The following is a 22,579-nucleotide window of genomic DNA, read 5'->3' on the forward strand; positions in this document are numbered from 1 at the left end:
CTGCTGACTCATTTGTGTGGAGATGGCAGTCGTGGCCTGGGCTAGATCGCTTGCACTCGCAACCGCAGTCTGGAAGCGTGCAGAATCCACAATCGCTCCATAGGCAATCCCCGCCTGACTTGCACCTTCAGGTGGAACGAAAGCGACGCTGCCGTTCTGACCCTCACCCTTTCGCCAGCTTTCCGGGTACGACATCGAAAAAGTCTTGCCGTTATAGAAGATCAGTCGGTCCTCGAGACCAAGCGCTGCTCTGCTAAGTCTCGCCGGCCCACCTGCCCCGGCTTGACCGGCGCGTGCGTCTCCACCTGCGGGAATAGTCTGTGCGGGACCGCCCGCAACGAGAGCATATCTGCCCGTCTGTTTCCACGCACCGGACTCCATCTCCTTGGCGGTGTATGCCTTCTCTTTCGTCGCCAGTTCCCGCGCATTCTTAAATGCAGCTGAAGTCACGGTGGGATTGGGTTTGCGCGGCAGCGACGCAATTTCGGCGTTCACATACTCCATGCGATTCCCCGGGTTGGGATGGTCGCTGAAGATCTGTGCACCGCCCTCACCATACTTTGCCTGAATGGTCTCAAAGAACTGCGGCAACCCTCGCGGATCGAACCCCGCGTCGTACAGAATGTCCGTTCCCAAAAGGTCCGCCTGCTTTTCATAGTCGCGCGACATTCTGAGAAAGCCTAGGCCTGCTGCCATTCCGATCCCCTGCGTCGCCAGAGAGCCAAGCGCGCCATTTCCGAGGGCAATCGCGGCTCCAAGCTGTCCAAGCGCCGCCCACGTTCCTAAGGATTGCTGTTTGGTCAGGTTACAGGTGGAGTGCCGCATCACGACGTGAGAGAGCTCATGCGCCATGACACCTGCCAGCTGCGATTCCGTCTCAGCTGCTCGAATAGCACCGAGATTCACAAACATGGCGCCTCCCGGCAGAGCGAACGCATTGATCTCGTCACTGGCCACGACATGAAAGTTGAAAGGCCAGCGATATCCGGGTGTAACGGCGACCAGTTTGGCTCCCAGCTGACGGACATACTGCGACACGGGAGAGCTATCGGGCAGGACAGGCATCTGCTTGAACACCTCAGCAGCCACCTTCGCTCCCTCGGTCTGTTCCTGCTGGATGCTGAAGGAGTTCTTGCAGGGCGGCGGTATTTGGAAGCGGGCCCAGGCCGGGCTGGTTCCACTTCCAATCAGCAACACACCGATCAAGATGGTCTTTACCCTTTTTACGGTTCCGAACATGAAGCCCACTCCTTCACGGAAACAAGTACTACATTTTCTGATGCAGGCGAACCGCCTCTTTTATGAGGGCTTCGTGATCACACCAAGGTCAGCCAGCCCGTTGACAAAATACTGCACGGCCAGCGCGACCAGCAACAGGCCCATAATGCGAACCAGGATGCGGATCCCTGTTTCTCCGAGTGCTTTTGCCACCCTGTCCGAGTTGCCGAGGACGAAATAACAGATAAGGGCAGTGATAAAGATGGAACCGAGAATGGCGACCATCTGCCACAGATTCTGCGCCTGGCCTACGAGTACCATCACACTTGCAATGGCGCCTGGGCCGGCCAGCATTGGGATGCCGAGGGGGACGATACCGGCATCTTCCTTGCTGGCTGCTGCTTCGGCGTCTCCGCTTGCCTCCTGGGTCGGCGATCGCTTGGCCTCGAGCATATCGAGACCGATCAACAGCAAAATAACTCCACCTGCGATCTCGAAGGCGGGAAGGGTAATCCCGAACATTTTGAAGATATATTGGCCGGCGACAGCAAAGGCGCTTAGGAAGATCAGAGCAGTCAACGAAGCCTTGCGAGCTGTTTGACGGCGGCGGACAGAATCGGAGCCTGCAGTTACAGCCAAAAATGTCGGCAATGCGGCAAAGGGATCAACCAGGAAGAAGATCGAGCTGAGAGCCAGCACTGAAAATCGGACGTAGACCGAATGCTGCAGGCCATAGAGACTCATCGGCGAGTGCGGCTCGTAAAGCACACTCCATTCTCCCACGGCCTGTCACAAAACTTCAGCCGCCAGTCGATGAACCCCGCGTTCCATATAGCTCCTCAATCGCGCGATCGCTATAATAGATTCTCTACGCGAGGAGCACACATGCCCATTCAAACGACTGCGAACATATGGCACAATGGCAAACTGATTCCCTGGGATAAGGCTCAGATCCACGTCATGAGCCATGTCGTTCACTATGGTTCCTCGGTGTTCGAAGGAATTCGCTGCTACACGCAGCCGACCTCTGCGGGCGTATTTCGCCTGCAAGAGCACATGCAGCGTCTGATCGACTCAGCCAAGATCTATCGCATGCCGCTGCCCTACACCGTTGAGCAGCTCTCCGCAGCAGTAGTGGACGTCGTCGAAGCCAACGGAGTGGCACCCTGCTATATCCGCCCGATTGCCTTCCGTGGCTATGGGGAGATCGGCGTAAATCCGTTGAAATCGCCGATTGACATATATATCGCAAACTTCCCCTGGGGCAAGTATGTGCCCGGAAACGAAGGCGCAGACGTATGCGTCTCGAGCTGGTCGCGCCTGGCTCCGAACACGATGCCCTCTCTCGCGAAGGCGGGAGCAAACTACATGAACTCGCAGCTCATCCGCATGGAAGCTGAAGTCAACGGCTACTCCGAGGGCATCGCCCTCGACGTGAATGGGTATCTCTCTGAGGGCTCGGGCGAAAACCTGTTCCTGGTCCGTAATGGCGTGCTCTACACAACTCCCCTTGCCAATTCCGTGCTGAGCGGGATCACCCGCAACTCTGTCATCATTCTGGCACGACAGCTCGGCATTGAAGTTGTGGAGCAGGCGCTTCCCCGTGAGCTGCTCTACATAGCGGACGAGGCCTTCTTTACGGGAACTGCGGCCGAGGTGACCCACCTCCGCTCGGTTGATCGCATTCTCGTGGGAGATGGCACGATGGGTCCTATCACGTCTGCGCTGCACGAGGAGTTCTTCGGGATTGTGAATGGGCTTAAGCCGGATCGTTACAACTGGCTTACACCCGTCAACGTGAAGGTTGCTGAACCCGTCGGCGTCTAGAATCACACCACCGTAAGCAGTGGAAACCGCGAGGGCCCAACTCCCTCGCGGTCTTTCTTTTGTCCCAAGTTGCCGATGTCGTGACACTTATTCAACGAAATGACACTTTCGAGTTAGAAGCACTGAGGCGACCATTTCCTTGTCTGCGGTACTCTTATAGACAATTCAGCTTTACCAGCCATGTTGTCTCAGGGGAGCCATGTCCACCGTTCTTGTTACCGGAATTGCAGGGTTTATCGGGTCGAGTATCGCACGTGCACTTCTAACAGAGGGAGCGCAGGTGCGCGGCATCGACAACCTGTCCACCGGTTCGATGGAGAATATCGAAGACATCCGCTCAAGCATCGACTTTCGCAGGGCGGACATACTCGATCAGGATGCTCTGACGTCCGCCTGCAATGGAGTGGATTATGTCTTTCATGAGGCGGCGATTCCGTCCGTTCCTAAATCGGTCGACGATCCCCTGGGGACCAACGGGCCGAATCTGTCTGGAACACTTTACGTTCTGGAAGCCGCCCGCAAGGCTGGTGTGAAACGGGTTCTTTATGCGGCATCCTCGGCAGCGTATGGCGACTCTCCTGAGCTGCCAAAGACAGAGGAGATGCTTCCCGCCCCCCTATCGCCCTATGCAGTTCAGAAACTGGCAGGAGAGCACTACCTGGCAAGCTACTATCGCGTTTATGGGCTTGAAACAGTTTCGCTGCGTTACTTCAATATCTTCGGCCCCAGACAAGATCCATCATCCCAGTATTCTGGTGTGCTCGCCCGGTTCATCTCGCTCATGCTGGCAGGCCAGACCCCGACCATCTATGGAGATGGCCTTACCAGCCGCGACTTCACCTTCATCGACAATGTGGTCTCGGCGAACCTTCTCGCTGCGAAGGCTCCGCGAGATAAGGTTGCAGGACGCGTATTCAATGTAGCCACGGGAGATCGTACGACCCTGCTTGAGGCTTTTACCGAAATCAAGCGAATCACCGGCTACTCGGGAGACGTCAACCACGCGCCAGAGAGGGATGGAGATATCAAGCACTCGCTCGCAGACATCTCTCAAGCCCAGAAAGCCTTCGACTACAAAGTGGTCGCAGATCTTGCCTACGGCCTTGAGCAGACGATTGAGTGGGCTAAAGAGTCGATGGCAACTGTCTAGCCATTCAGCCTTGCAAACTCCCTGGAATTCCAGGTCTGGATTAGAGTCGGTGCAGGTTCTTGGGCATGTTCCTCATCCCAAGGACGTGGAAGTCTTTCAGCCCGCTTTTGTTGACGTAGGCGAGTCGATTGTTTCCATTTGGATCGGTCGGGATGAGGAAGAACCCGTTCTCGAGGACAAAATCGCGGGTATTGCTGATGATCCCTTCGATCATCTCGCCGTCGTGAAAATACACTCTTACCCACAAGCCTGGGACAATCGGCGCGTTCTCGTGGAAATGCAGCGCCTTGTGGCGTAGATCTCCATTGAAGGTTTTTACAAAAAAGACAGCCTTCGCGTCCTGGGTAGGAATCTCTTTCTCCTCACCGGTCTCGACCAGGTTAAGCTTGATTGTCTCGAGCGGGGACTGAGCCTCATTGTGTAAGAGTTGCTCGATCGTTCCAAGTTCGCTGATGGAAGCTGTTCCGCGAACGGTATGGTCCTCAAACCTGACCACAACGCGATAAACACCTTCTGCGGCGGCCGCAGCCATAGCAGCGATTTTGGCAGCTACGCGCGATCTTGTGGAGATAGATCGTACTGTTTGATCTTGTAGAGCAGAGCCTTGTAGCTGATCTGCAGATCGTTTGCCGCCGCCTTGCGGTTCCATCCAGTACCCTCCAACACCTGTGCAATTGCAGCTGCTTCAGCGCCGCCCTTGAGATTTTTCACCAACGCCTTGAGTCCAGCGCCGTTCGCCGGTTCGAGGTTGGATCCCGTTGCCGTTTGCCCGCTTACAGGAGCCAACTCGTCAAGGATAGCCCGTTCATCGCCAAGTACCAGATATCGATTGACGACGTTCTCCAACTCCCTGAGATTTCCGGGCCAATTGTGCGATGTGAGAGCGTCCATCAATTTCTGCGAGAAAGGCAGTGGATCGCGCCCGTAGCGACGCGCTCCTTTACGTATGAAGTACTCTGCAAGCACCGGAATTTCATCCCTGCGCTCCCGCAGTGGAGGGATGTTCAAAGTAAAACCATTCAGCCGGTAGTAAAGATCTTCCCTGAAGGTCTTATTTGCCATCGCTTCTTTCATATTGATGTTCGTAGCCGCAATTACGCGAACATCGACCTTCATAGGAGAACGGCTCCCCAGTCGGGAGAATGTGCCGTCCTGAAGGACCTGCAGCAGCTTCGCCTGCAGGATGGCCGGCATTTCGCCGATCTCATCCAGAAAGATCGTTCCTCCCGTGCAGATCTCGAATTTTCCCGGCTTGGTCTTCACCGCTCCGGTAAAAGCGCCCTGTTCGTACCCGAACAATTCGCTCTCAAGAAGATCTGCAGGTACCGCCGCACAGTTGACCTTCAGGAAGGTGTTCTGGCTGCGCGAAGACATCTTGTGGGTGTAGAGAGCAAGAATCTCCTTACCGGTTCCGCTTTCCCCGAGAATCAGGATGGGAATGTCGGCACGGGCGACAAGCGAAGCCTGGGATTCGAGATCGCGCATTCGCTTACTCGACCTGACAAACGAATGCGTCTCGTTGAGGGGGATTTCGCGCAGTAACTCTGCTGCATCCGGCTTCTCTTCGCCTGAGCGTAGGTTCTCTTCAATCGCCTCTTCTATATCCGTACCCACGAATGGCTTCATGACGATGGCGCGAACTCCCGACCGGATCACCATCTCAAGATCCCGCAATTCGGCCGAGCAAGAGAGCACAACGATGGGTAAATTCGGGTGTCCCGCCCGGATTTCCGTGAGCAGGGGAAGAGGATCGTTACCAGGATGGAGCGCAAGCAGGAGCATGTCCGGCACATCTTTTTGCTCAAGGCGGTCCAGCAAGGACTTCTCTTCAGAAAAAAGACTCAGAGCGTACCGGTCTCCAAGTGTCAGACGAAGATAGTCCAGCACCGCGAGATCCGGTTCCAAAATAAGAACCTGGGGACGAGATTTAGTCACTGACTTCAAAGCAGACATACTGTAGGACGGAGAAGCCGACATACCAATACCCCTATCGATGCCGATTCGAGTTCTTTCGCTCGAATCTTGCGAGCCTGGCTGGCCGTGCAAACACCTACCTGGTTTCCCAGCCTGTACTGTAACTTCAACCACCCGTGAAGCGGGGAGACTCCCGGCGAGCTACTTGCCAAATTTTAGTTCGGATCACGTTAAACTGCGACACAAAAATGTTAATAATTTTGCCGACAAAAGAGCAAAATGTTTACCACTCTTGATGCGAACGCTTCGGGAGATTTGAGAACCATTGTGGGCCTGGCAGGAAAAAATGATGAGGTGGCGGGAAAAATACGATGAAATATCACCCTATTTTCACCACCGAATTCCTAACGAATAAGGGTTTAGTCGCCATGTCGTGGGCTGCACAAGGAGACTGTGGGCAGTTTTTTGCACAGGAAAGCAGCGCAACCCTTCGTTTTATTCATCAGATTGGAGGATTACGTGCAGAGTGAAAGGTATTGCACCCTTTGCTCTATACCCCTCTAGACGGGAAATTGACTTGGTTCATCATACGGAATCCGCTGCGTCCTTCAGTCTGCCGCCCCTGGACATTCTTTTCGGCAAAACAGCCGTTATGCATGCCGTGCGCAACAAAATCGAGAGAGTCGCCGAGACTGACGTTCCAGTCCTGATTCAAGGCGAGAGCGGAACAGGCAAAGAGATTTGCGTGCAGCTGCTCCATTCTCTATCGCTTCGTTCCAGAGGTCACCTGGTGAAGGTGAGTTGCCCTGCGATCCCTCACTCTCTGCTCGAGACAGAACTCTTCGGTTACGAGAAGGGAGCCTTCACAGGCGCTACAGCGACGAAGCTGGGTCGTGTAGAGCAGGCTCATAACGGCACATTGTTCCTCGACGAGGTGGGAAGTCTCGACCTGAACGTCCAGTCCAAGTTGCTGCAGGTACTACAGGATGGAACCTTTGTACGAGTAGGTGGCCACGATTCCCGTTCAATCGCGACGCGGCTGGTTTCTGCAGCAAACGGAGATTTGAGAACTCAAGTAGAAAACGGGACATTTCGACTCGATTTTCTGTTCCGGATCAATGCCGTAACCATCAATCTGCCGCCGCTTAGACAGCGCATCGCAGATCTCCCCATCTTGATCGACTATTTCATCGATCACTACTCGCGGATCTTCCGCCACACTCCGGAACTATTATCAAAGAGCGCCATACGCCTGATGCAGAGCTACCACTGGCCCGGCAACATTCGCCAACTTGAGAATCTGATCCGAAGCTATGTTCTGATCGGAAGCGAAGAGGCGCTTGTAGCGGAGCTGATTCCAGAGCAAAACCGGAACGGAGTTACAGCTGAGATCGATCTGACCGAGCCGATCTCCCTGAAGAACATTACACGGCAGGCGACCCATGATCTGGAGCGTCAGATCATCCTCAAGGTACTGCAGGCAAATAGCTGGAACCGCCAGAAGACCGCGAAATGGCTACAGATCAGCTACCGTTCCCTGCTCTACAAGTTGAGCGAAGCGGGAATGCCTGAGGTGCCACCGCGCCCCCTGCGTTCTACGAGCGGAAAGAGTCCGGAAGGCCCAATCAATTCAGCGCACCCTGCTTCGACTCCGCGAACAAGGCTGTACTAGCTGACGGTCACTTTCGTTGCGGTGAGCTCGCTTCCCGTCCTGCCTGAGCGGGCACGCTCTAACGTCGCAACCAGGATGTTCTCAACATCAGCGCTGACGTCGGACCAGTTTCTTGAGTGCCGCCCAGCGATCTCACTCGTCGCCCAGGACTGAGAAAGAACCTCATCCAGGGCTGTCGCAAGGGCGATGGAGTCTTTCGGAGTGACCAACCGGCCGCTCCGTTCATCCATCAGCTCCGGAATGCCGCCTACATTCGTGGCGACCACTGGTCGCCCCGCGGCGAGCGCCTCCACTATGACATTCGGACACCCCTCACGGTAACTGGGCAGCGTCACAAGATCAGAAGCCGCCATCCAGGCAGCGACATTCTCGGTCGAGCAGGATGGTGCAAGACTCACGGAACTGGAGGCGTTCTGAGCCGAGATGGCTTCGGAGAGCGGCTGACGCGCGGGTCCATCACCGACAATCCAGGCGTGCAGCTTTGGGCGCTTATTCCGCAGACTTGCCACGGCGGTAACAAGCTCGTTGAGACCCTTCGCCATATCCAGCCGCCCTACGTAGACGATGACCTCCGCATCCTGAGGAATCCCAAGGATGGAACGAGCATCTTCCCGGTTGCCCGGATGGAAGATATCTGTGTCACAGCCATTCAGAACGGCACTACTTCTCTCGACGGGAGCCCCCATACCGCGGGCCGTCCTGAGGAGGTCTCCGCTGACGGTAATCGTAAAGTCCGCCGTGCGGAGCACACGACGAGTGAGCCATCCACAGACAGGATCGGGAATGACGTTGAGGTCTGAACCTATCGCGGTAACGACAAACGGGACCTTCAGCGCCTTTGCAACCCGCAACGCCGCATCTCCGTCTGGGTAGACGATATAGTTCAAAAGGATGTCGGGCTGGTATGCACGTACCTTCGAGAGAATGCTCTGGTAAGCAGAAAACCCGTTAAAAGGCCGCGAGATCGCAGGAAGCGCGGGATAGGGGATGTATTCGACCTGAACAGCTTCAACGCGGTGCTGAAAATCCAGCTGGCGGCCAGTTCGGCTCTTTGGTGTTAGAAACGACGGATACTGAGATTCGGGATAGAAGACCTTCAGTTCGCAACGACGGGCGAGGATCTTGAGAGTCTGGTAGGCGGAGTGACCCGCCCATGGCTCGTGGGAGGTTGGGAAGTACCGGGTTACCACTGCGACTCTCATGCCTCGATCCTGTTCCTTTCAGCCTTCCGACCGGAGATCGCGAGGCCTTTCAACAGAGATGCGTACCGGGCAGTGAGGGATCGGCGATGATAAGACGCTACCCGCTTGAGATCCGGAGCAATGAGAGCATTGGGCGATTCGACTGCCTCTTCCAGCATCCGTCGGATAGACTCCGGATCTCCTACATCAGCCCATCTTCCGGCTCGGGTCTCCTCAAGGAGTCTACGAACATCGCCATCAGGGTGGACCGCGCCAAGAATCGGCTTCCCTCCCCCTAGATAGTCGTAGAACTTTGCGGCCACGTTGATTCTGTCGTGGGTGATCAACAATAGATAGTCTGTATCGCGGATCGCCGCCAGAGCCTCGGCCTGCGGGACAAATCCTTTGAGCTCGATTGTCTCTCCCAACGAGACGAGCTGCTCCCTGTATGCCTCAGCTTCGATATGGCCTATGAAACGGACATGCAATCGCGACCTGACCGCAGGAGAGAGGTTGCGAACCGCCGCAACGAATGTTCCTGGTGCGGTTGAACCGTACACCGTGCCGATATAGGTGAGAACCACTTTTTGCGTGGTACTCGGCGTTGGTGGCAGAGGGGAATGTTCCGGAGGGGGAACATCGTATCCGTTGTGAATGCAGACAAACTTTTCTTTAGGTAGCTCGGAATAGCGAGAGTGAAGTTCATTACAGGCCGCTTCAGTGACCAGAACAACCTTGGTCGCGGCGCGAACAGCATCCCCTTCTGTCTTTTGAGCAACCAAGCGGGCCCGACTATTGTTGTTGAAGCTCACAAGGTCGAGGGTAGTCGTCAGCCACTCATCTCGGAAGTCGAGGACGATCGGGAGATCCGGAAAGAGCTTCCGCAGGCGAGTCGCCAGCTTGGTACTCGAGAATGGAGGCACCGTGATCAGAACAGCATCGATAGACCGGCTACGGATCAGTCGAGCCGCCGCAGGAAGCGCAAACGGGAGCCAACCGATCTGAGGATCAGGCAGGAGGAGATTACCGATCCAGTTCTTTAGAACGCTTTGTCTCTTAACCTGACCTTCGGGACGAGGGGAGGCTGTCTTCCCTTTGCCACCAGTGATTGCCTTTTTTACAGACTTCCGAAGCCAGAAAGGAAGGTCGAGCGTCCAGGTACGGTGCACCTGGACTTCAGGCGGAACCTGCCGCAGTAGCGTGAGATCTTTGCCTACGGCAGGAGCATTGCGAGCTGTAAGCACATCCACCCGAATATCGTTGTCAGGCAGATATTTGGCTAGCGATAGTGCCCGCAAAACGCCGACACCACCTGCAGGAGGAAAAGAAAACGTGATCAGCAGAACATTCAAGGCTAAGGAGCTCCAGCAGAAGATCCGGCCATCTCCGGTGTAAGACGGGGACCTGGATTCAGGGGACCGGTCAGGGCTTCCACAGCGCAAAACATCTCGTAGGCGCTCGCCCAACGGAGCTCAATACCACGTCGCTGGGTCTCCTCATGCAGCCATCGAAACATCTGGTCGAGACCCGATACGCGCGTGGCCGTTCCCAGCAGTGCATCAGCGTTATCTTCGCGGGCGCCGTGAGTATGGAGCTTCAGAAACATCTCGTCACCAACCTGGGGTGCAAGATCAAGCCAAACACCGACCCGATCTTTAGTGGGTAGATCATTGTGGGCGATCTCTCCCATCTCAATACGCGGTACCATCCGTCCGCCAAATCGCAGTCCTGCAGGTCCCGTGATCATAAGCAGATCGCCCATTGCCCCCCCGCCCACAGACGCCTCAATCCCGCGATCGAACGCCTTGGGGCGGCCAGGCGTGCCGGTACACCAATAGATCTGATTCACAATGCGGCTTTGCGTAGGCGATGGGATCGAGGGCATCGTGAAATCCGCATAGCAGCCGAGATCTCGCAAAAGCTCGATCTCGCCGGTTAGACCGCAATCCAGACCGTCCGGTCGGGAGTTATCGAGCGCCCAGTTACCGTGAATGAAGCCGAAGACCATGCGTCCGCGATGATCATGCAAAAGACCATGGTCATCGCGCAGACGGCGACAGAAATCGCTCATTTTTGAGATAAAGCCTTTGGCGGTCTCGTTGTGGTGATGGATATGAACTTCCACATCCCCGAATCCCTGCCTGGTCATATCGGCGAGAGGATCCAGCAGCTCGCGCCTGTATTCTTCTTGCGGATAGAAGAAGCTATATCGTGGAGTATTTCCCGCGATGTCACGTGGAGCAGAGCTGGCGATCTTGGGCCAGATCTCTTCCCAACGCGCTACCCGGCGCAAAGCCGTCTCCATGGAGGCCTTCTGGCAGAGTGGCTCGTAATGATCAGTAATGGCGACCCACAATCGGCGCACCTGCGTTTTGCGCGCCAAACGCCGCGTGCGATCGCGGAAGTAGCCTGGTAACCATAACTCAGCGTGGCGTGGAAGTTTCATGAATGATTTGGCCCGGTTCAAATCCTACGATACCGACGGGAATCCGGCATCCAATTATCTGAGTTTCCTCAAGTTCTGTTACTGATTCGGAATGTCAGATGCACTAATATTGCACTTGGGACTGCAGTAACTATTTTATGGGACTCTTTCTAACGCTGCTTTATATTCTGACTGCATATTTAGGCCCCGAGACGTTGTGGGGACCTCTGTATGAGTTCCATATCGAAATCATCATCGCGACTCTGGCGCTGGTGGCGTCCCTGCCCAGAATCCAGGAGTCCAAACTCTTCGCCATGCCTCAGACCTTTGCTCTGATTGGAATGGTCGTCGCAGTATTCTGCTCGATGGTCATGACGGGATGGCTTGGATCGATTCTGCCGGCCGTGCTTGGCTTTATACCGAACGCTTTCACCTTCTTCCTCGTAGTCGTCAACTTCCGAACCAAGAGGCATCTTCAGCTTCTTGCACTTACGTTGTTTGTCGTAAGCGCCTTCACCATCTTCCGAGGCTACAGCGCACTGCGAGCAGGTGACTACACCAATCCCTATCTCATGCCCCAGGGCAGCGAGGAGGGCGGATTCTTTTACCGCCTGCGCGGCATGGCTTTCATCAATGATCCCAATGACTTCGCTCAAGTCATGGTCAGCCTCATCCCCTGCATGTTTTTCTTCTGGAAGAAAGGGAATCTTCCGAGAAACATACTTTTCGTTCTGATTCCGGTGGGATGGTTGATTTTTGGGATGTATCTGACTCATTCACGCGGTGGAATCGTCGCTCTGCTCGCGGTGGTTGTCTTTGCAGCAAGACGGAAGATCGGCACAATCCCTGCAGGCATCATCGCCGCCGGACTCTTCGCGCTGACCAGCGTGCTTGGATGGTCGGGAGGACGCGATGTCTCCATGGAGGCAGGAGCAGGTCGAATGGAGGCCTGGGCCGAAGGGATTGACCTGCTCAAAAGCCATCCGCTTTTCGGTGTCGGCTTTGGTCGGTTTGGGGAATATTTCTTCATTACCGCGCATAACACGGTTGTCGTTTGCGCAGCTGAGCTCGGAATGTTCGGGCTCTTCTGGTGGGTGATGTTTATTCTCCCTACCATCCGGGATGCGACTGCATCCTCGCGGATGGAGAAGGTTGCCCCTGCCGAAGACGACGTCTTCTCCTATGATCGTGCGATCGGTGTACGAAGGGAGTCTGCCGTCCCAATGACATGGCAAAGCCTGCAGCCCTCCGCCGCAAACGGAGTGAATGCTGCGGTCATGGTAGAAGAGACGAACCCACCCAGAGAACAACCAGCAGCCCCCCTGCACTTGGCTGTAGATCCTCTTGTTGATGAACAGTCCTCGTCTCCAGAGGAGATTCAGCGCCTTGCACGACTGATGCTCATTTCAATCGTTGGATACTTCGTCGCGGGCTGGTTTCTGTCGCGTGCCTATATCATGACTCTCTTCATCTATGGCGGCATGGTCCAGGTCATCTATGGAATGGCAATCGACAAGAACATTGCACCCGCCAGAATGCGAGCGTTCAAGGTGGTTCAATACTCCGCTATCGGTTCGGTCGGACTCATCCTGGTGGTCTATCTGATGCTCCGATTCCAACATCTCACATCTCATTGATCCCAAACTACATGGGGCGGAAGGCATGGAAGATCAGCCGCAGCCCTCTCATGGAGTTTGTAACAAAGATAAGGCCCAGAGCGAAGTAGGCCAGCGTAATGGCGTTCGCGATGTGGTAGATCACCCTGTTCTCGCGATACTTAGCATAGCGCACCTTTCCCAGTCGCTTTTTAAGGAAGAGGGTGTAGTAGTGTACCGTTACCACCCCCACCGCATGCCAAAGCCCATAGATCACAAAGCTCAGACCCGCGCCGTGCCATATACCCATCAGTACAAAGACGATAACGATAGCCAGTGCAATGCAGTGTGGAGCTGATGCCGGACCGAAGCGTCGAACCAACGATTTCGAAAGTGGCACAAAAACCATATCGCGCATGTAATTGGTCAATGTCATGTGCCAATGAGCCCAGAATTCCTGCAGATTGCGCTTGCTGAAAGGGCGATCGAAGTTCTCATGAACATGGATTCCCAGTAATCCTGAGACTCCAATAGCAAGATCGCAGAAACCCGAAAAATTCAAATAGAGATATGCGCAATATCCGGCGACAGCGATCGGGAAATCGATCCAGTGGTGGGGCAGCCCGTCCGCCAAAAGGCCATCGTACGTGAGCTGATTCGCAAGGTTGCCGAGAAACACATACTTTGTCAGACCGATGAGAATCCGTTGCCAGCTTCTTCCCACTGGAGTGATCGTGCGATCGGGCGCCACCAACGAGTTGTGAAAGGCGCTGTAAGGATTGATGGGACCGATCGACAAAGTGGGAACAAAGAACGCGAATGAAAGATACTCTGCGAAGCTGGGCATCGGGACTATTTCGTTGCGGATCTCATGCACCATGTAAGTGAGGCGAAACGCCATATAAGAGAGCCCAAGGAAAAAGTCGGCGAACACTTTGTTCGAAAAGGGAGCAGGCACGAAATTCTGAGTGAACTGGCCTGGCACGTACTTGACCAGAGCGAGCATCAGAAGGGGAAAAAACAGCGGAAACCAGGAGCCTAGTCTCTTTTGGAGCAGAAGGTATTGAACAGCGACAAGCAGCACGTAAAGCCCAAACATGAGGGTCGAAAATATAAAGTACTGCTTCACGTCGTGGAGACGAACGCCATAGGTGCCTCGAGAGAGACACACAGCTAAGGCAAAGACCAGGTTGACGGCGGCAAAAGCCGGCATCCGCATCTTCCCAGGCGACCAGCGAAGTACAACCCATGCTGCCAGGGGAAAGAAGAGAAACGGTACCGTCAATGTTACGAGTAAAAGAGAGTTCGACAGAAAATGAGTCAGGCCGGGGGGCATAGTAGGGCTGGTCCTCTAAATTTAAAAAGCCTGATAAACGAGATTGACCGACAGAGATTCCGGCGTGATAAACAACATCAGCGCAACCGCCGCAATACAAAGTACGAAGAGCACACTAAGAAGGACGGGATGCGGCTTACTGGAGGGTAGCGCCATGGACTTCCTTCCTATAGAGATCGAGCAGGGCTGGCGTTATAGCACGGGTGAACAGTTCTTTGCCGTTGTCGTTAAAATGCTGATCGTAGTAGTAGTTGTTGATCTCTGAGGCGGGAACATCGCGAAACAGGGTCGCTGAAGGAATGGCCAGTATGGGAGCGGAAGGCAGGCCGACAACTGCGGGCCAGTACATCCGTTCAGGCACTCGAGTCATTCCCTTTTCCGTGTCCTCAGGGACATGAATCATTGCGAACGGAACGTCATACTCTTTCGCCAATTCTCCGATTTGATGCGCCCAGTACCTGTGATAAGGACCGAGAGGTAAACCAGCGAAGTCGAAATTAGGGTCGTCCTGCCCGTGAGAGTAAATGCTGTCCACGGGAATGGCTGGAGGAGTTCTTGGCTCAGCCACGAAGGGACCGCCGTAATAACCGACATTTCCATACTCTGACTGAGATCCAAGCTTGGCGACCAGATTGCGATCTTCGATTCTGCGATTGGGCCTGAGATAGTTCACGAGCTGCCTGGGAGCGCCCAGGACTTCAGCCCCATAGATGGCTGTTCGGCTACGGAAGGAGAGCCCAGCGGTCGACCTCGGGAACTCGCCCCAGCGCATCCACCGGTATGCCTGAATATGCGGGGAATCTCCGATGAGCGCGAGTGTGGGCATGTCCATGATGACGAGGCGGGCCTTGCGATGCTCTAAGAAATCACGCATAAGCATGTACTGCATGTCCAGGCCCTGCCACTTCAGCGACAGACGGGCCACTCTCGCAGGTCTCCCGAGGGTTGCGCTCAGCTGCTGCCGTATATAGTCCATGTCGACGCCGCGAACGACCAGTGAGCTGCCGACAAATAGGATATCGACGGGTCCCTTGTCTTCGAAGATCTGTTCTTCATCGAGCGGACCGGTTCCTGTTTCAACGCGAATTCCGCTATATACGCGATCGCGCGGCGGCAAACCCACAACCGACATCAGGACAGGCAGGGTGAGCAGTGTGGCAATAACGACGATCAAGGCGACCGCATGGCGGTTTGACCAGATTGCGGGGAACATTTAGGCCTTCGCACCTTCACTCATGCGCCGCTGGATAAGATCAGCAAACTCTCCGAGGTTCTTGGTAGCTTCTACCTCACCCACGCGAAAGCGAACGTTGAACGCCTTTTCCACACCTAACACGAGTGAGATCTGGAGGAGCGAATCCCACTCCTCTACGTCATCAGCGCTGAGTTCGGGCGTAACTTTAACGTCGTCCAGGAATACATCGTCGAAGACAGTCTGCATCTTTGCAAGAATTTCAGTTTGCGTCATAGGCTCTCCGGTCAATCTGAATGTGAGTTTCTCTTGGGGTGAAATCTTCTGTTTGTAGCTGGTAAATCGAAAGCTCTGGAGTCTCTTCGATCAGAGAGAAACCCATCCTGGGGAAGAGGTCTCGTACCATGCCGTTCTTTTCCGTAGGGATGTAGTGACCAATTACAGACACACACCCGCGCAACTTGGCCAGCCGAGCAATTTCGTTAACAACTTCGTCTTCCATCTGACGCTTTAGTACGCGACAACTCATCAGCCAGGTGTCCACGAGCGCCGTGACTCCTTCAATCCTGACAATCACCACAGAGATGAGGCCGTTGTCGCCGAATCTATCCGCCAGCCTCACGCTGAATGCATAATGATCGGGACTCGTGAGCAAGGCCTCTACTTCGGCTTCGGTACGGCGACGTGTCGTTACATTGAACTGATTGCTCTTGTTGATGAGTTGTGAGATGCGTGGAACATCCACAGGTGTAAATTCGCTGATGATGCTGTGCATCTCGAGCGACGCCAGATAGGAGTCCATATCTGTTCCCGCATCCATTGACTGGGCTCGTGCGGCTTGTTGCTGATACTGCTCGCCCCTTCTTAGATCGTCATCCGTAATTGAGCGTGGCTCAAACAACCGCGAGTTCAGGAGCTGCGAAGCGTACGCTGCGGGATCAGGCCCCAGCCAGATAGTTTCGATCTCGGGAACAAACTGCTTCACGATCTCGATCTCCGCAGGATTGTCATCGACAAATACGATGGAGTCGAGACCAAGGTTTAGCTCCTGCGCGATTCGCCGAAGGTTTTCGGACTTTGGTTCCCAATTAGCTTGAAAACAAGCGATATCCTTGAGCTTCAGGACCATCTCTGGGTGGTTCTCGAACGGCTCGATTGCGTTCTTGTGGTCGTTCTTACTACAGACTGCCAAGACGACGCCGCGCTGCGCCAGAGCGACGATCGCAAGCTGGAATTGTTTGAAGGCTTCTCCACGCGGATGTGTGCCCCCGATCTCAATACCGGTCATCCCGTCATCACCGATCACACCGCCCCAAAGCGTATTGTCGAGATCCAGCGCCAACACTTTTTTCGAGGATCGGTGGAGAGAAGCAACGATGTGGCCTACCTCACGCGCGATCTCAACCGCGAAGTCGGATGAATAAAGCTGCTTAGTCTCGAACCATGCGCGCGGGTCATGAGAGCGTGCAGCCCCGTACCGCGTCGCAAGGAATTCGGCATCGCAGATATGAATGTAGGAAGGAGCACGGAGGCCGAGTTCAAGGTTGACGAGCTTTCGAAAGTTCCAGCTCGAGCCAAGCGTTCTGACACGAAATGGACCGGGGTCGAACTCAGCAGCAGGAAGAAAGTTCGCGACGATTACTTCCGCTCCCGAACGTTCATGTGCGATCCGACAGAGATTGAGAAGATCTTCGGCTTGCCGTAATGCCTCGGTTCGCTGCAGGTCCTGAGAATCCGTCATCGGTCCGGAGTAGACGCACCTCTGATTGGAGGGAAGGATGAGAATGACATCGGGCTTGAAGGAGTAGAGTTCGCTCTCGGGATCGAGTATCTCGGAGATGTAATTGTCAAAATCACCCTTCCACAACTCTGTCTCCCACCAGCCTGTCGAAGATTGAGCTCCAATCGTCTGCTGGACCAGCTCGTGAAGCGGATACAGGCTTGAGCCGCCGGTCATAGCTAACCGAATTGTCTTATCGCTTCCACCAGGGATGCCGGCTCTGACCGCCTTTTTCCGCAAAGTCGCCAGAGAAAGCATCTCCCCGAAATCTGCCGCAGCACGCGTCGCCGTCCGTAAAGCCGGCCAGATGTCGGAAGATCGTCGGGCCAGCAGCTCCCGCACGTCTTCGACTACTGTCTTCAACCCCGGCGCCATAACCTCTGCTTCACTACTCATCGAGCACAACTCCTCTATCGCACTGCTGCTGGCCGTCAATTCAAGCGCTGGAACATTGAGCCACAGCTCCGGTGGGCCAGTGGTCTGCTCAACACTGGGGACCCAATCAGAATAACTCCACTAATATTTCGAAGCGATGTAACGTTTACTATTGTGTAGGTTCGATTTAGCTCTGTCCCTTTCCCCATTCATCAGGGGATGAGCGTGTTGCCTTTCATGAAGATAATCCATGTTGTCTACAGTCTTGAAATGGGTGGAGCAGAGATCCTCGTAGCTCAACTGTGCCGTCTTCAACGTCTCCATGGCCACGACGTTTCGGTGATTGCCTATAGCAATCTTGGCACTCTGGGGGAGCAGCTTGTCGCGGAGGGCATTCCTGTAGCCGTTCTTGGCGAAGCTCCGTTGCCACGAACTTTGCTCCGTTTTTTGAGTGCATTCAAACGTCTCCGTCCGGATGTTGTGCACTGCCACAATCCCGCGCCTACGCTGCAGGCAGCGATCCCGGCCCGACTCGCGGGAGTCCGTTCCGTTTTGGCGACCCGCCACAGTCTTGTGGCCCCGCCCTACGAGAGAGGCACTGAGATCGCGTTCAATGCCGTTGCACGTTCTCTCAACTGGATCGTCGGTATCTGCGATGCCACTTGCATGAACCTTCAGCACACTCCCGGCGCTGTACGAGAGCGCATCGTTCGCGTGTACAACGGTGTTGATCCGATCGTTCCCGCCGCATCGGCCGATTTGCCCATTAAGCGTGGTCTCACGCTCCTGTTCGTTGGACGCCTGGCTGCTATAAAAAACCTCCCTACCCTTCTGCGCGCCCTGGCGATCGCAGTAGCGCGCATCCCCGATCTTCAGCTTTGGGTGGTGGGGAATGGCGCAGAACGGCCGCATCTGGATGCTCTTGTCGCTGAACTTGGAATGAAACAGAACGTTACCTTCTGGGGAGAACGTCTGGATGTGGAAGGTTTCTTTTCGGCCGCAGACATCTATTGCATGTCTTCGCTCTCTGAAGGCCTCCCAATGTCTCTGCTGCAAGCTATGTCTGTAGGTCTGCCCGCGATCGTCACCGACGTTGGCGGCATGGCTGAAGTGGTCAAAAACGCTGACGCCGGTCTTGCTACCCCGATTGCTGACCCTTCTGCCATGGCCGAAGCAATCCTTCAGCTCGCTTCGGATTCGTCGAGGCGGCGCGCTCTCTCTGAAAATGCCAGAGCTGCTTATCAGCAGCATTTCACCCTTGAGCGCATGGCTGCGTCGTATATGGAACTCTACATGCGCCGCAGTTGAGAGCTGAAATATCATCTTCCTCATTTAGAGACTTCAGAGTTTGTACCGCCGGAATATGACCTCGATATGTCGGGCGAAATCGAACGGCCACACTGCTGAATTGCAAGGTCGCTTACAGGTTCCTTCTTGTTGCTCAAGCACTCTCCCGACCCGTCTCCAACGGAATTGCGGAATCCGCAATCCGGCCTTTGGGTAACCAGATCTTCCAGAGAGGACCGCGAGTGAACATAAATTTGTAGAGGCCAGCAACCGCTGCCGCGTTGAGTACAAGTAAAGCACTCGCAGGCGATGCTATCCGGTGGATCAGTGGCAACCTGACACGCAGTGCAAGCGCCGCCGCAATCCAAAATGCCCATTGGATGAGGGCAACGAACCGCCAGCCCAGAGATCCGGCACCAAGTACGGTCGCGCTTAGGATGAGGAGCAGGAAGAAGTAGGGCACCAGAAGCCGCATCAGTTTATGTGAGACCAGCTGGAAGAAGACACGATTACTTGGAGTCAGTGTCCAGGGAGCCAGGGAAAACAACTGATAGTTTCCGGCCAGGGTTCGGATCTTGCGTTGAAATTCGCCTGAAACTTTCGCGGGCCAGGTGTCCAGAACCAAGGCCGAGCGGTCCAGCACGCTGCGATAGCCTTGGCCGATGATAGATAAAGGCTGGAACATATCATCCAGAATGATGCCCGCAGGAAAAGGCTGAACAATGCTGCGACGTACCGCATAGAACCCGCCATATACTCCTACGGGAGAATCCCACGCGGCTTCGCAGTTGCGAATCCATTGCTCATAACGCCAGTACACTCCACTGACAGCAGACGCGGCTGCATCATGCCCATCAGCATTCAAGAGCAACTCACCCGCAACGCATCCCACTGCGGGATCGGCGAAGTTGCTAAGCAACTTGGTGAGAGCACCCTCCTGAACCTGGGGTCTGATATCGATAAACAGGAGAATCTCGCCGCTTGCTGCCGAGATGCCGTGATTCAGTGCCGCCGCCTTACCTCCCTGTTCCGACAGGACGATGGTCCGTAACCTGGGTTCATGGCAGAGCTCTAATACCTCGGCGGTTCCATCGGTTGAGCCATCCGAGATAACAACGACTTCCGTTACCAGATCCGGGGCAAGAGATAACAGGTGCTCAATTTGCGCCCGGATCTTTGAAACCCCGTTGTGGACTGCCATCACGATGCTGACTGGAGCGACGAAGGCGTCCCGCTTCCAGGGTCGCGGATAGAATCGCGCAAGCAGGAACATGATGGCTGGATACCCGATATAGGTGTAACCAATCACGGCCAAAGAAAGCCAAAAAAGACTTCTCATTGTGCGCCTCGTCTGCGCAAAATCGTCTTCACCGTTTCAAACATGATCAGAAGATCAAGTCCCAGAGTCATGTGCTTGATGTAATAAAGGTCGTATTCCAGCTTTTCCCGAGCCTCTTCCAGGGTGGAGCCGTATCCATATCGCACCTGCGCCCATCCCGTGAGCCCGGGCCGGATCATGTGGCGAAGATCAAAGTACGGAATGTTCTCCGAAAGCCACGGCACAAACTCCGGTCGCTCAGGACGTGGGCCGACAAACCCCATATCTCCGCGCAAGACATTCCACAACTGCGGAACCTCATCGAGGCGAGTCTTTCGCATGAACCGACCGATCTTTGTGGCTCGGGGATCGTCCTTGCTGGCCCATTTCGCTCCTGAAACCTCAGCATCGGTCCGCATCGTACGGAACTTGTAGACTGTGAAGTTTCTGCCTCCCATTCCTACGCGCGTCTGACGGAAAAAAATAGGACCCGGCGAGGACAGGCGCACTGCAAGTACGACAAAAGGAAATAACGGGAGAAAGCACAACAGCCCGGCGGCGGCGGTCAGAGTCGAAACGATTCTGCGCGCCAGCTGTTGCGACGGCTTTACACGGAATCCTTCGCTATAGATGAAGTTGCTAGGGCGGAGGCCGTCGAGATACAGCTTTCCGGTGAGGCGCTCGAGTAATGCGCCTGCTTCCTCGATGACCACTCCATCAAAGCGCAGTTTCAGGAGTTCCCGCAAGGGAAGTTCGCCCCGACGGTCCTCCAGGGCAATGACAATGCGATCAATAGCCATTGCTCGTCCCCGGAACGATTCCAGCGCAGCCCTGAATGCTTCTCTCCGCTCTTCTTTATCTGTAGGCATCGACTCGAATCCCACAACCTCCATGCCGGCATCCCTGCGGGTTCGCAGGGTCTCAGCAATCATTCGCGCGTGATCGCCTCCGCCCAGGACATAGACCCGCTCGCGAAAGACAGCTCTTCCAAGGATCCATTCATAAGCGCCACGCCAGATCACGAGTCCAAAGGTGAGGAACATCAACCCAAGTAACAGGACGTAGTGTGCGATGTCTATTTGAGGGAAAAAATAGACCAGTGCAGAAAGCAGAAAAGAAAGGAAACCAAGAACCAGCAGAAGTCTGAAGTAGATCTCCCATCGTTCAGAAATCCGCTGTGGCTCATAGAGATCGAAGTAGTACGAAAGCAGGAGGGTCAACACCGTGAGGGCCGCGATCTTGAGCACACCGTATTCATAGTTCAGGCAGATGTATGTGTCCGGCCCGAGGACGAGCTTCGTAGCCAGCAGGAACGACCCGCTGACGATTAAAGCCTCGCACATTAACAAGACAATTGTGCGGGTCGGATAATACACATTGAAGAGTCGAATCATTGCTGCTGCAGCTCCCACCTACTCCTTATTCGAGTTGTAACCGTAGTAGCTTCCCGTCTGAGGATTCTCTTGTACGGCGTTCAGGACGAAGCCGAGGACATGAGACGCTCGTAGCTCCGCAGCCGCGCGTTGCGCCACGAGGTACTTCGTGACTCCGGCACGTGCGACTAAAAGAACTCCATCGCACGAACGAGCAAGATTGACACCGTCCGAAACCGGTATGACCGGTGATGAATCCACAATGATCCAGTCAAAATAAGGAGCGACCTGGCGGAGTAACTCTCCGAATCTAGGATTTCCGGAAAGATCAGCAGCTTTGTCTCCGCCATTGCCACCCGGGATGAAGGTGAGGTTAGAAAGAGCATGGCCCACCGAGCTTAGTGGTTCGTTCTCTTCCGGCCGCTGCATAATCTGTTCTGCGGTGACTTTGCCTGCGAGATATTCGGCAAGGCCAGGATAAGATTCGGTCCCCAGCAACTCGTGAAGCGTGTACCGGCGCATATCCCCGTCAATGAGCAGAACCTTGCTGTTCTTGTGTCGAGCGAGGCTGACAGCCAGGTTCGCCGAGACAAAACTCTTGCCTTCCTGGGGCAATCCGCTGCTCACAAGAATCGACTTGAGAGGGCGAATGTCGCGAGCTTCGTAGACACGAGAACGCAGGCTACGGAACTGTTCGATGGCAGGGCCTCTCTCGAGCAGGGAGGGAAGTCTATCGATCAAGGGAGTCCAAGGAAAGCGCCGAACCGCACTAAGATTTAGCCCGCCGGAGGACAATCCGTCGGTAAATGTCTGCTCCCGCGGTGACTCCACAAAGGAGGGAGGAAGCTCGTACTCCAAGGTAGCCGTCGGCGGTGCAGTGCCTGCCTCCTCAACTGGAAGACGAGACTCGCTCATGGGGCGTTCCATCTTTTTTTC

20 protein-coding genes (1 of these 20 running past the window's edge) are annotated in these 22,579 nt (G+C 54.9%); 5 read left to right on the forward strand and 15 right to left on the reverse strand.

Annotation, left to right across the window (positions count from 1 at the left end; all coding sequences use genetic code 11):
• Together JAO29_RS01440 and JAO29_RS01445 are read right to left on the reverse strand one after the other, a co-directional pair.
• On the reverse strand, positions 1-1,239 hold the 5' portion of the coding sequence (locus JAO29_RS01440) for a M48 family metallopeptidase (protein ID WP_334266386.1). 252 nt of this gene lie to the left of the window's left edge; 1,239 of the gene's 1,491 nt are visible here — the first part of the coding sequence; the start codon lies at positions 1,237-1,239; its stop codon lies beyond the left edge, outside the window.
• Positions 1,240-1,299: 60 nt separating this feature from the next.
• Complete coding sequence (locus JAO29_RS01445; protein ID WP_334266387.1) at positions 1,300-1,986, reverse strand: MarC family protein; 687 nt, start codon at positions 1,984-1,986, stop codon at positions 1,300-1,302.
• A gap of 117 nt (positions 1,987-2,103) precedes the next feature.
• Between JAO29_RS01445 and JAO29_RS01450 the strand changes: the two genes are divergently transcribed.
• Entirely contained in the window at positions 2,104-3,045 is a 942-nt protein-coding gene (locus JAO29_RS01450; RefSeq protein WP_334266388.1) for a branched-chain amino acid transaminase, read from the forward strand.
• Between the two features lie 199 nt (positions 3,046-3,244).
• Complete coding sequence (locus JAO29_RS01455; RefSeq protein ID WP_334266389.1) at positions 3,245-4,195, forward strand: SDR family oxidoreductase; 951 nt, start codon at positions 3,245-3,247, stop codon at positions 4,193-4,195.
• Between the two features lie 40 nt (positions 4,196-4,235).
• On the opposite strand, the gene JAO29_RS01460 is transcribed toward JAO29_RS01455, so the two are convergent.
• Positions 4,236-4,727, reverse strand: coding sequence for a DUF6982 domain-containing protein (locus JAO29_RS01460; protein ID WP_334266390.1), 492 nt, complete (start codon positions 4,725-4,727; stop codon positions 4,236-4,238).
• Between the two features lie 17 nt (positions 4,728-4,744).
• A complete protein-coding gene (locus tag JAO29_RS01465; protein ID WP_334266391.1) occupies positions 4,745-6,130 on the reverse strand; it encodes a sigma-54 dependent transcriptional regulator in 1,386 nt (461 codons plus the stop codon).
• A gap of 556 nt (positions 6,131-6,686) precedes the next feature.
• Here JAO29_RS01465 and JAO29_RS01470 point away from each other — a divergent pair.
• Positions 6,687-7,781, forward strand: a complete 1,095-nt coding sequence (locus JAO29_RS01470; protein ID WP_334266392.1) for a sigma-54 interaction domain-containing protein — start codon at positions 6,687-6,689, stop codon at positions 7,779-7,781.
• Here the strand turns inward: JAO29_RS01470 and JAO29_RS01475 are convergent.
• The 3 genes from JAO29_RS01475 to JAO29_RS01485 are packed head-to-tail and all read right to left on the reverse strand — an operon-like array spanning position 7,778 to position 11,267.
• Positions 7,778-8,983 carry a glycosyltransferase gene (locus tag JAO29_RS01475; protein ID WP_334266393.1) on the reverse strand — a complete coding sequence of 402 codons (1,206 nt, stop codon included), beginning with the start codon at positions 8,981-8,983 and terminating at the stop codon, positions 7,778-7,780. The two genes, JAO29_RS01470 and JAO29_RS01475, sit on opposite strands and share 4 nt — an antisense overlap.
• Complete coding sequence (locus JAO29_RS01480; protein WP_334266394.1) at positions 8,980-10,314, reverse strand: glycosyltransferase; 1,335 nt, start codon at positions 10,312-10,314, stop codon at positions 8,980-8,982. Before JAO29_RS01480 ends, JAO29_RS01475 begins: the two co-directional genes overlap by 4 nt.
• A gap of 2 nt (positions 10,315-10,316) precedes the next feature.
• Positions 10,317-11,267, reverse strand: a complete 951-nt coding sequence (locus JAO29_RS01485; protein WP_334266395.1) for a hypothetical protein — start codon at positions 11,265-11,267, stop codon at positions 10,317-10,319.
• Between the two features lie 278 nt (positions 11,268-11,545).
• On the opposite strand from JAO29_RS01485, the gene JAO29_RS01490 reads away from it, so the two are divergent.
• Positions 11,546-13,024 (forward strand): O-antigen ligase family protein, encoded by a 1,479-nt coding sequence (locus JAO29_RS01490; protein ID WP_334266396.1) that lies wholly within the window; start codon positions 11,546-11,548, stop codon positions 13,022-13,024.
• A 7-nt stretch (positions 13,025-13,031) separates the two neighbouring features.
• On the opposite strand, the gene JAO29_RS01495 is transcribed toward JAO29_RS01490, so the two are convergent.
• The 5 genes from JAO29_RS01495 to JAO29_RS01515 all read right to left on the reverse strand — a co-directional run bounded on the left by JAO29_RS01495 (position 13,032) and on the right by JAO29_RS01515 (position 17,686).
• Positions 13,032-14,195 (reverse strand): MBOAT family O-acyltransferase, encoded by a 1,164-nt coding sequence (locus JAO29_RS01495; RefSeq protein ID WP_334266397.1) that lies wholly within the window; start codon positions 14,193-14,195, stop codon positions 13,032-13,034.
• A gap of 144 nt (positions 14,196-14,339) precedes the next feature.
• Complete coding sequence (locus JAO29_RS01500) at positions 14,340-14,474, reverse strand: hypothetical protein (RefSeq protein ID WP_334266399.1); 135 nt, start codon at positions 14,472-14,474, stop codon at positions 14,340-14,342.
• Positions 14,455-15,531: a hypothetical protein gene (locus JAO29_RS01505; RefSeq protein ID WP_334266400.1), complete on the reverse strand. Its 1,077-nt coding sequence runs from the start codon at positions 15,529-15,531 to the stop codon at positions 14,455-14,457. The genes JAO29_RS01500 and JAO29_RS01505 overlap by 20 nt, the downstream gene beginning before the upstream one ends.
• Complete coding sequence (locus tag JAO29_RS01510) at positions 15,532-15,786, reverse strand: acyl carrier protein (protein ID WP_334266401.1); 255 nt, start codon at positions 15,784-15,786, stop codon at positions 15,532-15,534.
• Positions 15,773-17,686, reverse strand: coding sequence for an HAD-IIIC family phosphatase (locus JAO29_RS01515; RefSeq protein WP_334266402.1), 1,914 nt, complete (start codon positions 17,684-17,686; stop codon positions 15,773-15,775). The genes JAO29_RS01510 and JAO29_RS01515 overlap by 14 nt, the downstream gene beginning before the upstream one ends.
• Positions 17,687-17,902: 216 nt before the next feature.
• Between JAO29_RS01515 and JAO29_RS01520 the strand changes: the two genes are divergently transcribed.
• Positions 17,903-18,973 carry a glycosyltransferase gene (locus JAO29_RS01520; RefSeq protein ID WP_334266403.1) on the forward strand — a complete coding sequence of 357 codons (1,071 nt, stop codon included), beginning with the start codon at positions 17,903-17,905 and terminating at the stop codon, positions 18,971-18,973.
• Positions 18,974-19,106: 133 nt separating this feature from the next.
• On the opposite strand, the gene JAO29_RS01525 is transcribed toward JAO29_RS01520, so the two are convergent.
• From JAO29_RS01525 to JAO29_RS01535, 3 genes are read right to left on the reverse strand one after another with little or no spacing between them, the layout of a single operon-like run.
• On the reverse strand, positions 19,107-20,291 hold the full coding sequence (locus JAO29_RS01525; protein ID WP_334266404.1) for a glycosyltransferase: 1,185 nt from the start codon (positions 20,289-20,291) through the stop codon (positions 19,107-19,109).
• Entirely contained in the window at positions 20,288-21,664 is a 1,377-nt protein-coding gene (locus JAO29_RS01530) for a TIGR03013 family XrtA/PEP-CTERM system glycosyltransferase (protein ID WP_334266405.1), read from the reverse strand. The genes JAO29_RS01525 and JAO29_RS01530 overlap by 4 nt, the downstream gene beginning before the upstream one ends.
• Positions 21,665-21,682: 18 nt before the next feature.
• The gene (locus tag JAO29_RS01535) at positions 21,683-22,558 is read right to left on the reverse strand and encodes a CpsD/CapB family tyrosine-protein kinase (RefSeq protein WP_334266406.1); all 876 of its coding nucleotides are present in this window, start codon (positions 22,556-22,558) and stop codon (positions 21,683-21,685) included.
• Positions 22,559-22,579: the final 21 nt, after the last annotated feature.

Source organism: Edaphobacter sp. HDX4 (genome assembly GCF_036877565.1).
Classification (GTDB): Bacteria; Acidobacteriota; Terriglobia; order Terriglobales; family Acidobacteriaceae; genus Edaphobacter.

Excerpts from the sequence above, each read along its gene's own strand:
- JAO29_RS01485 (WP_334266395.1), bottom strand. The coding sequence starts at position 11,267 with ATGGAGACGGCTTTGCGCCGGGTAGCGCGTTGGGAAGAGATCTGGCCC.
- JAO29_RS01505 (WP_334266400.1), bottom strand. The coding sequence starts at position 15,531 with ATGTTCCCCGCAATCTGGTCAAACCGCCATGCGGTCGCCTTGATCGTC.
- JAO29_RS01495 (WP_334266397.1), bottom strand. The coding sequence starts at position 14,195 with ATGCCGGCTTTTGCCGCCGTCAACCTGGTCTTTGCCTTAGCTGTGTGT.
- JAO29_RS01490 (WP_334266396.1), top strand. The coding sequence starts at position 11,546 with ATGGGACTCTTTCTAACGCTGCTTTATATTCTGACTGCATATTTAGGC.
- JAO29_RS01530 (WP_334266405.1), bottom strand. The coding sequence starts at position 21,664 with ATGATTCGACTCTTCAATGTGTATTATCCGACCCGCACAATTGTCTTG.
- JAO29_RS01525 (WP_334266404.1), bottom strand. The coding sequence starts at position 20,291 with ATGAGAAGTCTTTTTTGGCTTTCTTTGGCCGTGATTGGTTACACCTAT.
- JAO29_RS01515 (WP_334266402.1), bottom strand. The coding sequence starts at position 17,686 with ATGAGTAGTGAAGCAGAGGTTATGGCGCCGGGGTTGAAGACAGTAGTC.
- JAO29_RS01500 (WP_334266399.1), bottom strand. The coding sequence starts at position 14,474 with ATGGCGCTACCCTCCAGTAAGCCGCATCCCGTCCTTCTTAGTGTGCTC.
- JAO29_RS01520 (WP_334266403.1), top strand. The coding sequence starts at position 17,903 with ATGAAGATAATCCATGTTGTCTACAGTCTTGAAATGGGTGGAGCAGAG.
- JAO29_RS01460 (WP_334266390.1), bottom strand. The coding sequence starts at position 4,727 with ATGGCTGCGGCCGCCGCAGAAGGTGTTTATCGCGTTGTGGTCAGGTTT.
- JAO29_RS01535 (WP_334266406.1), bottom strand. The coding sequence starts at position 22,558 with ATGAGCGAGTCTCGTCTTCCAGTTGAGGAGGCAGGCACTGCACCGCCG.
- JAO29_RS01450 (WP_334266388.1), top strand. The coding sequence starts at position 2,104 with ATGCCCATTCAAACGACTGCGAACATATGGCACAATGGCAAACTGATT.
- JAO29_RS01475 (WP_334266393.1), bottom strand. The coding sequence starts at position 8,983 with ATGAGAGTCGCAGTGGTAACCCGGTACTTCCCAACCTCCCACGAGCCA.
- JAO29_RS01510 (WP_334266401.1), bottom strand. The coding sequence starts at position 15,786 with ATGACGCAAACTGAAATTCTTGCAAAGATGCAGACTGTCTTCGACGAT.
- JAO29_RS01455 (WP_334266389.1), top strand. The coding sequence starts at position 3,245 with ATGTCCACCGTTCTTGTTACCGGAATTGCAGGGTTTATCGGGTCGAGT.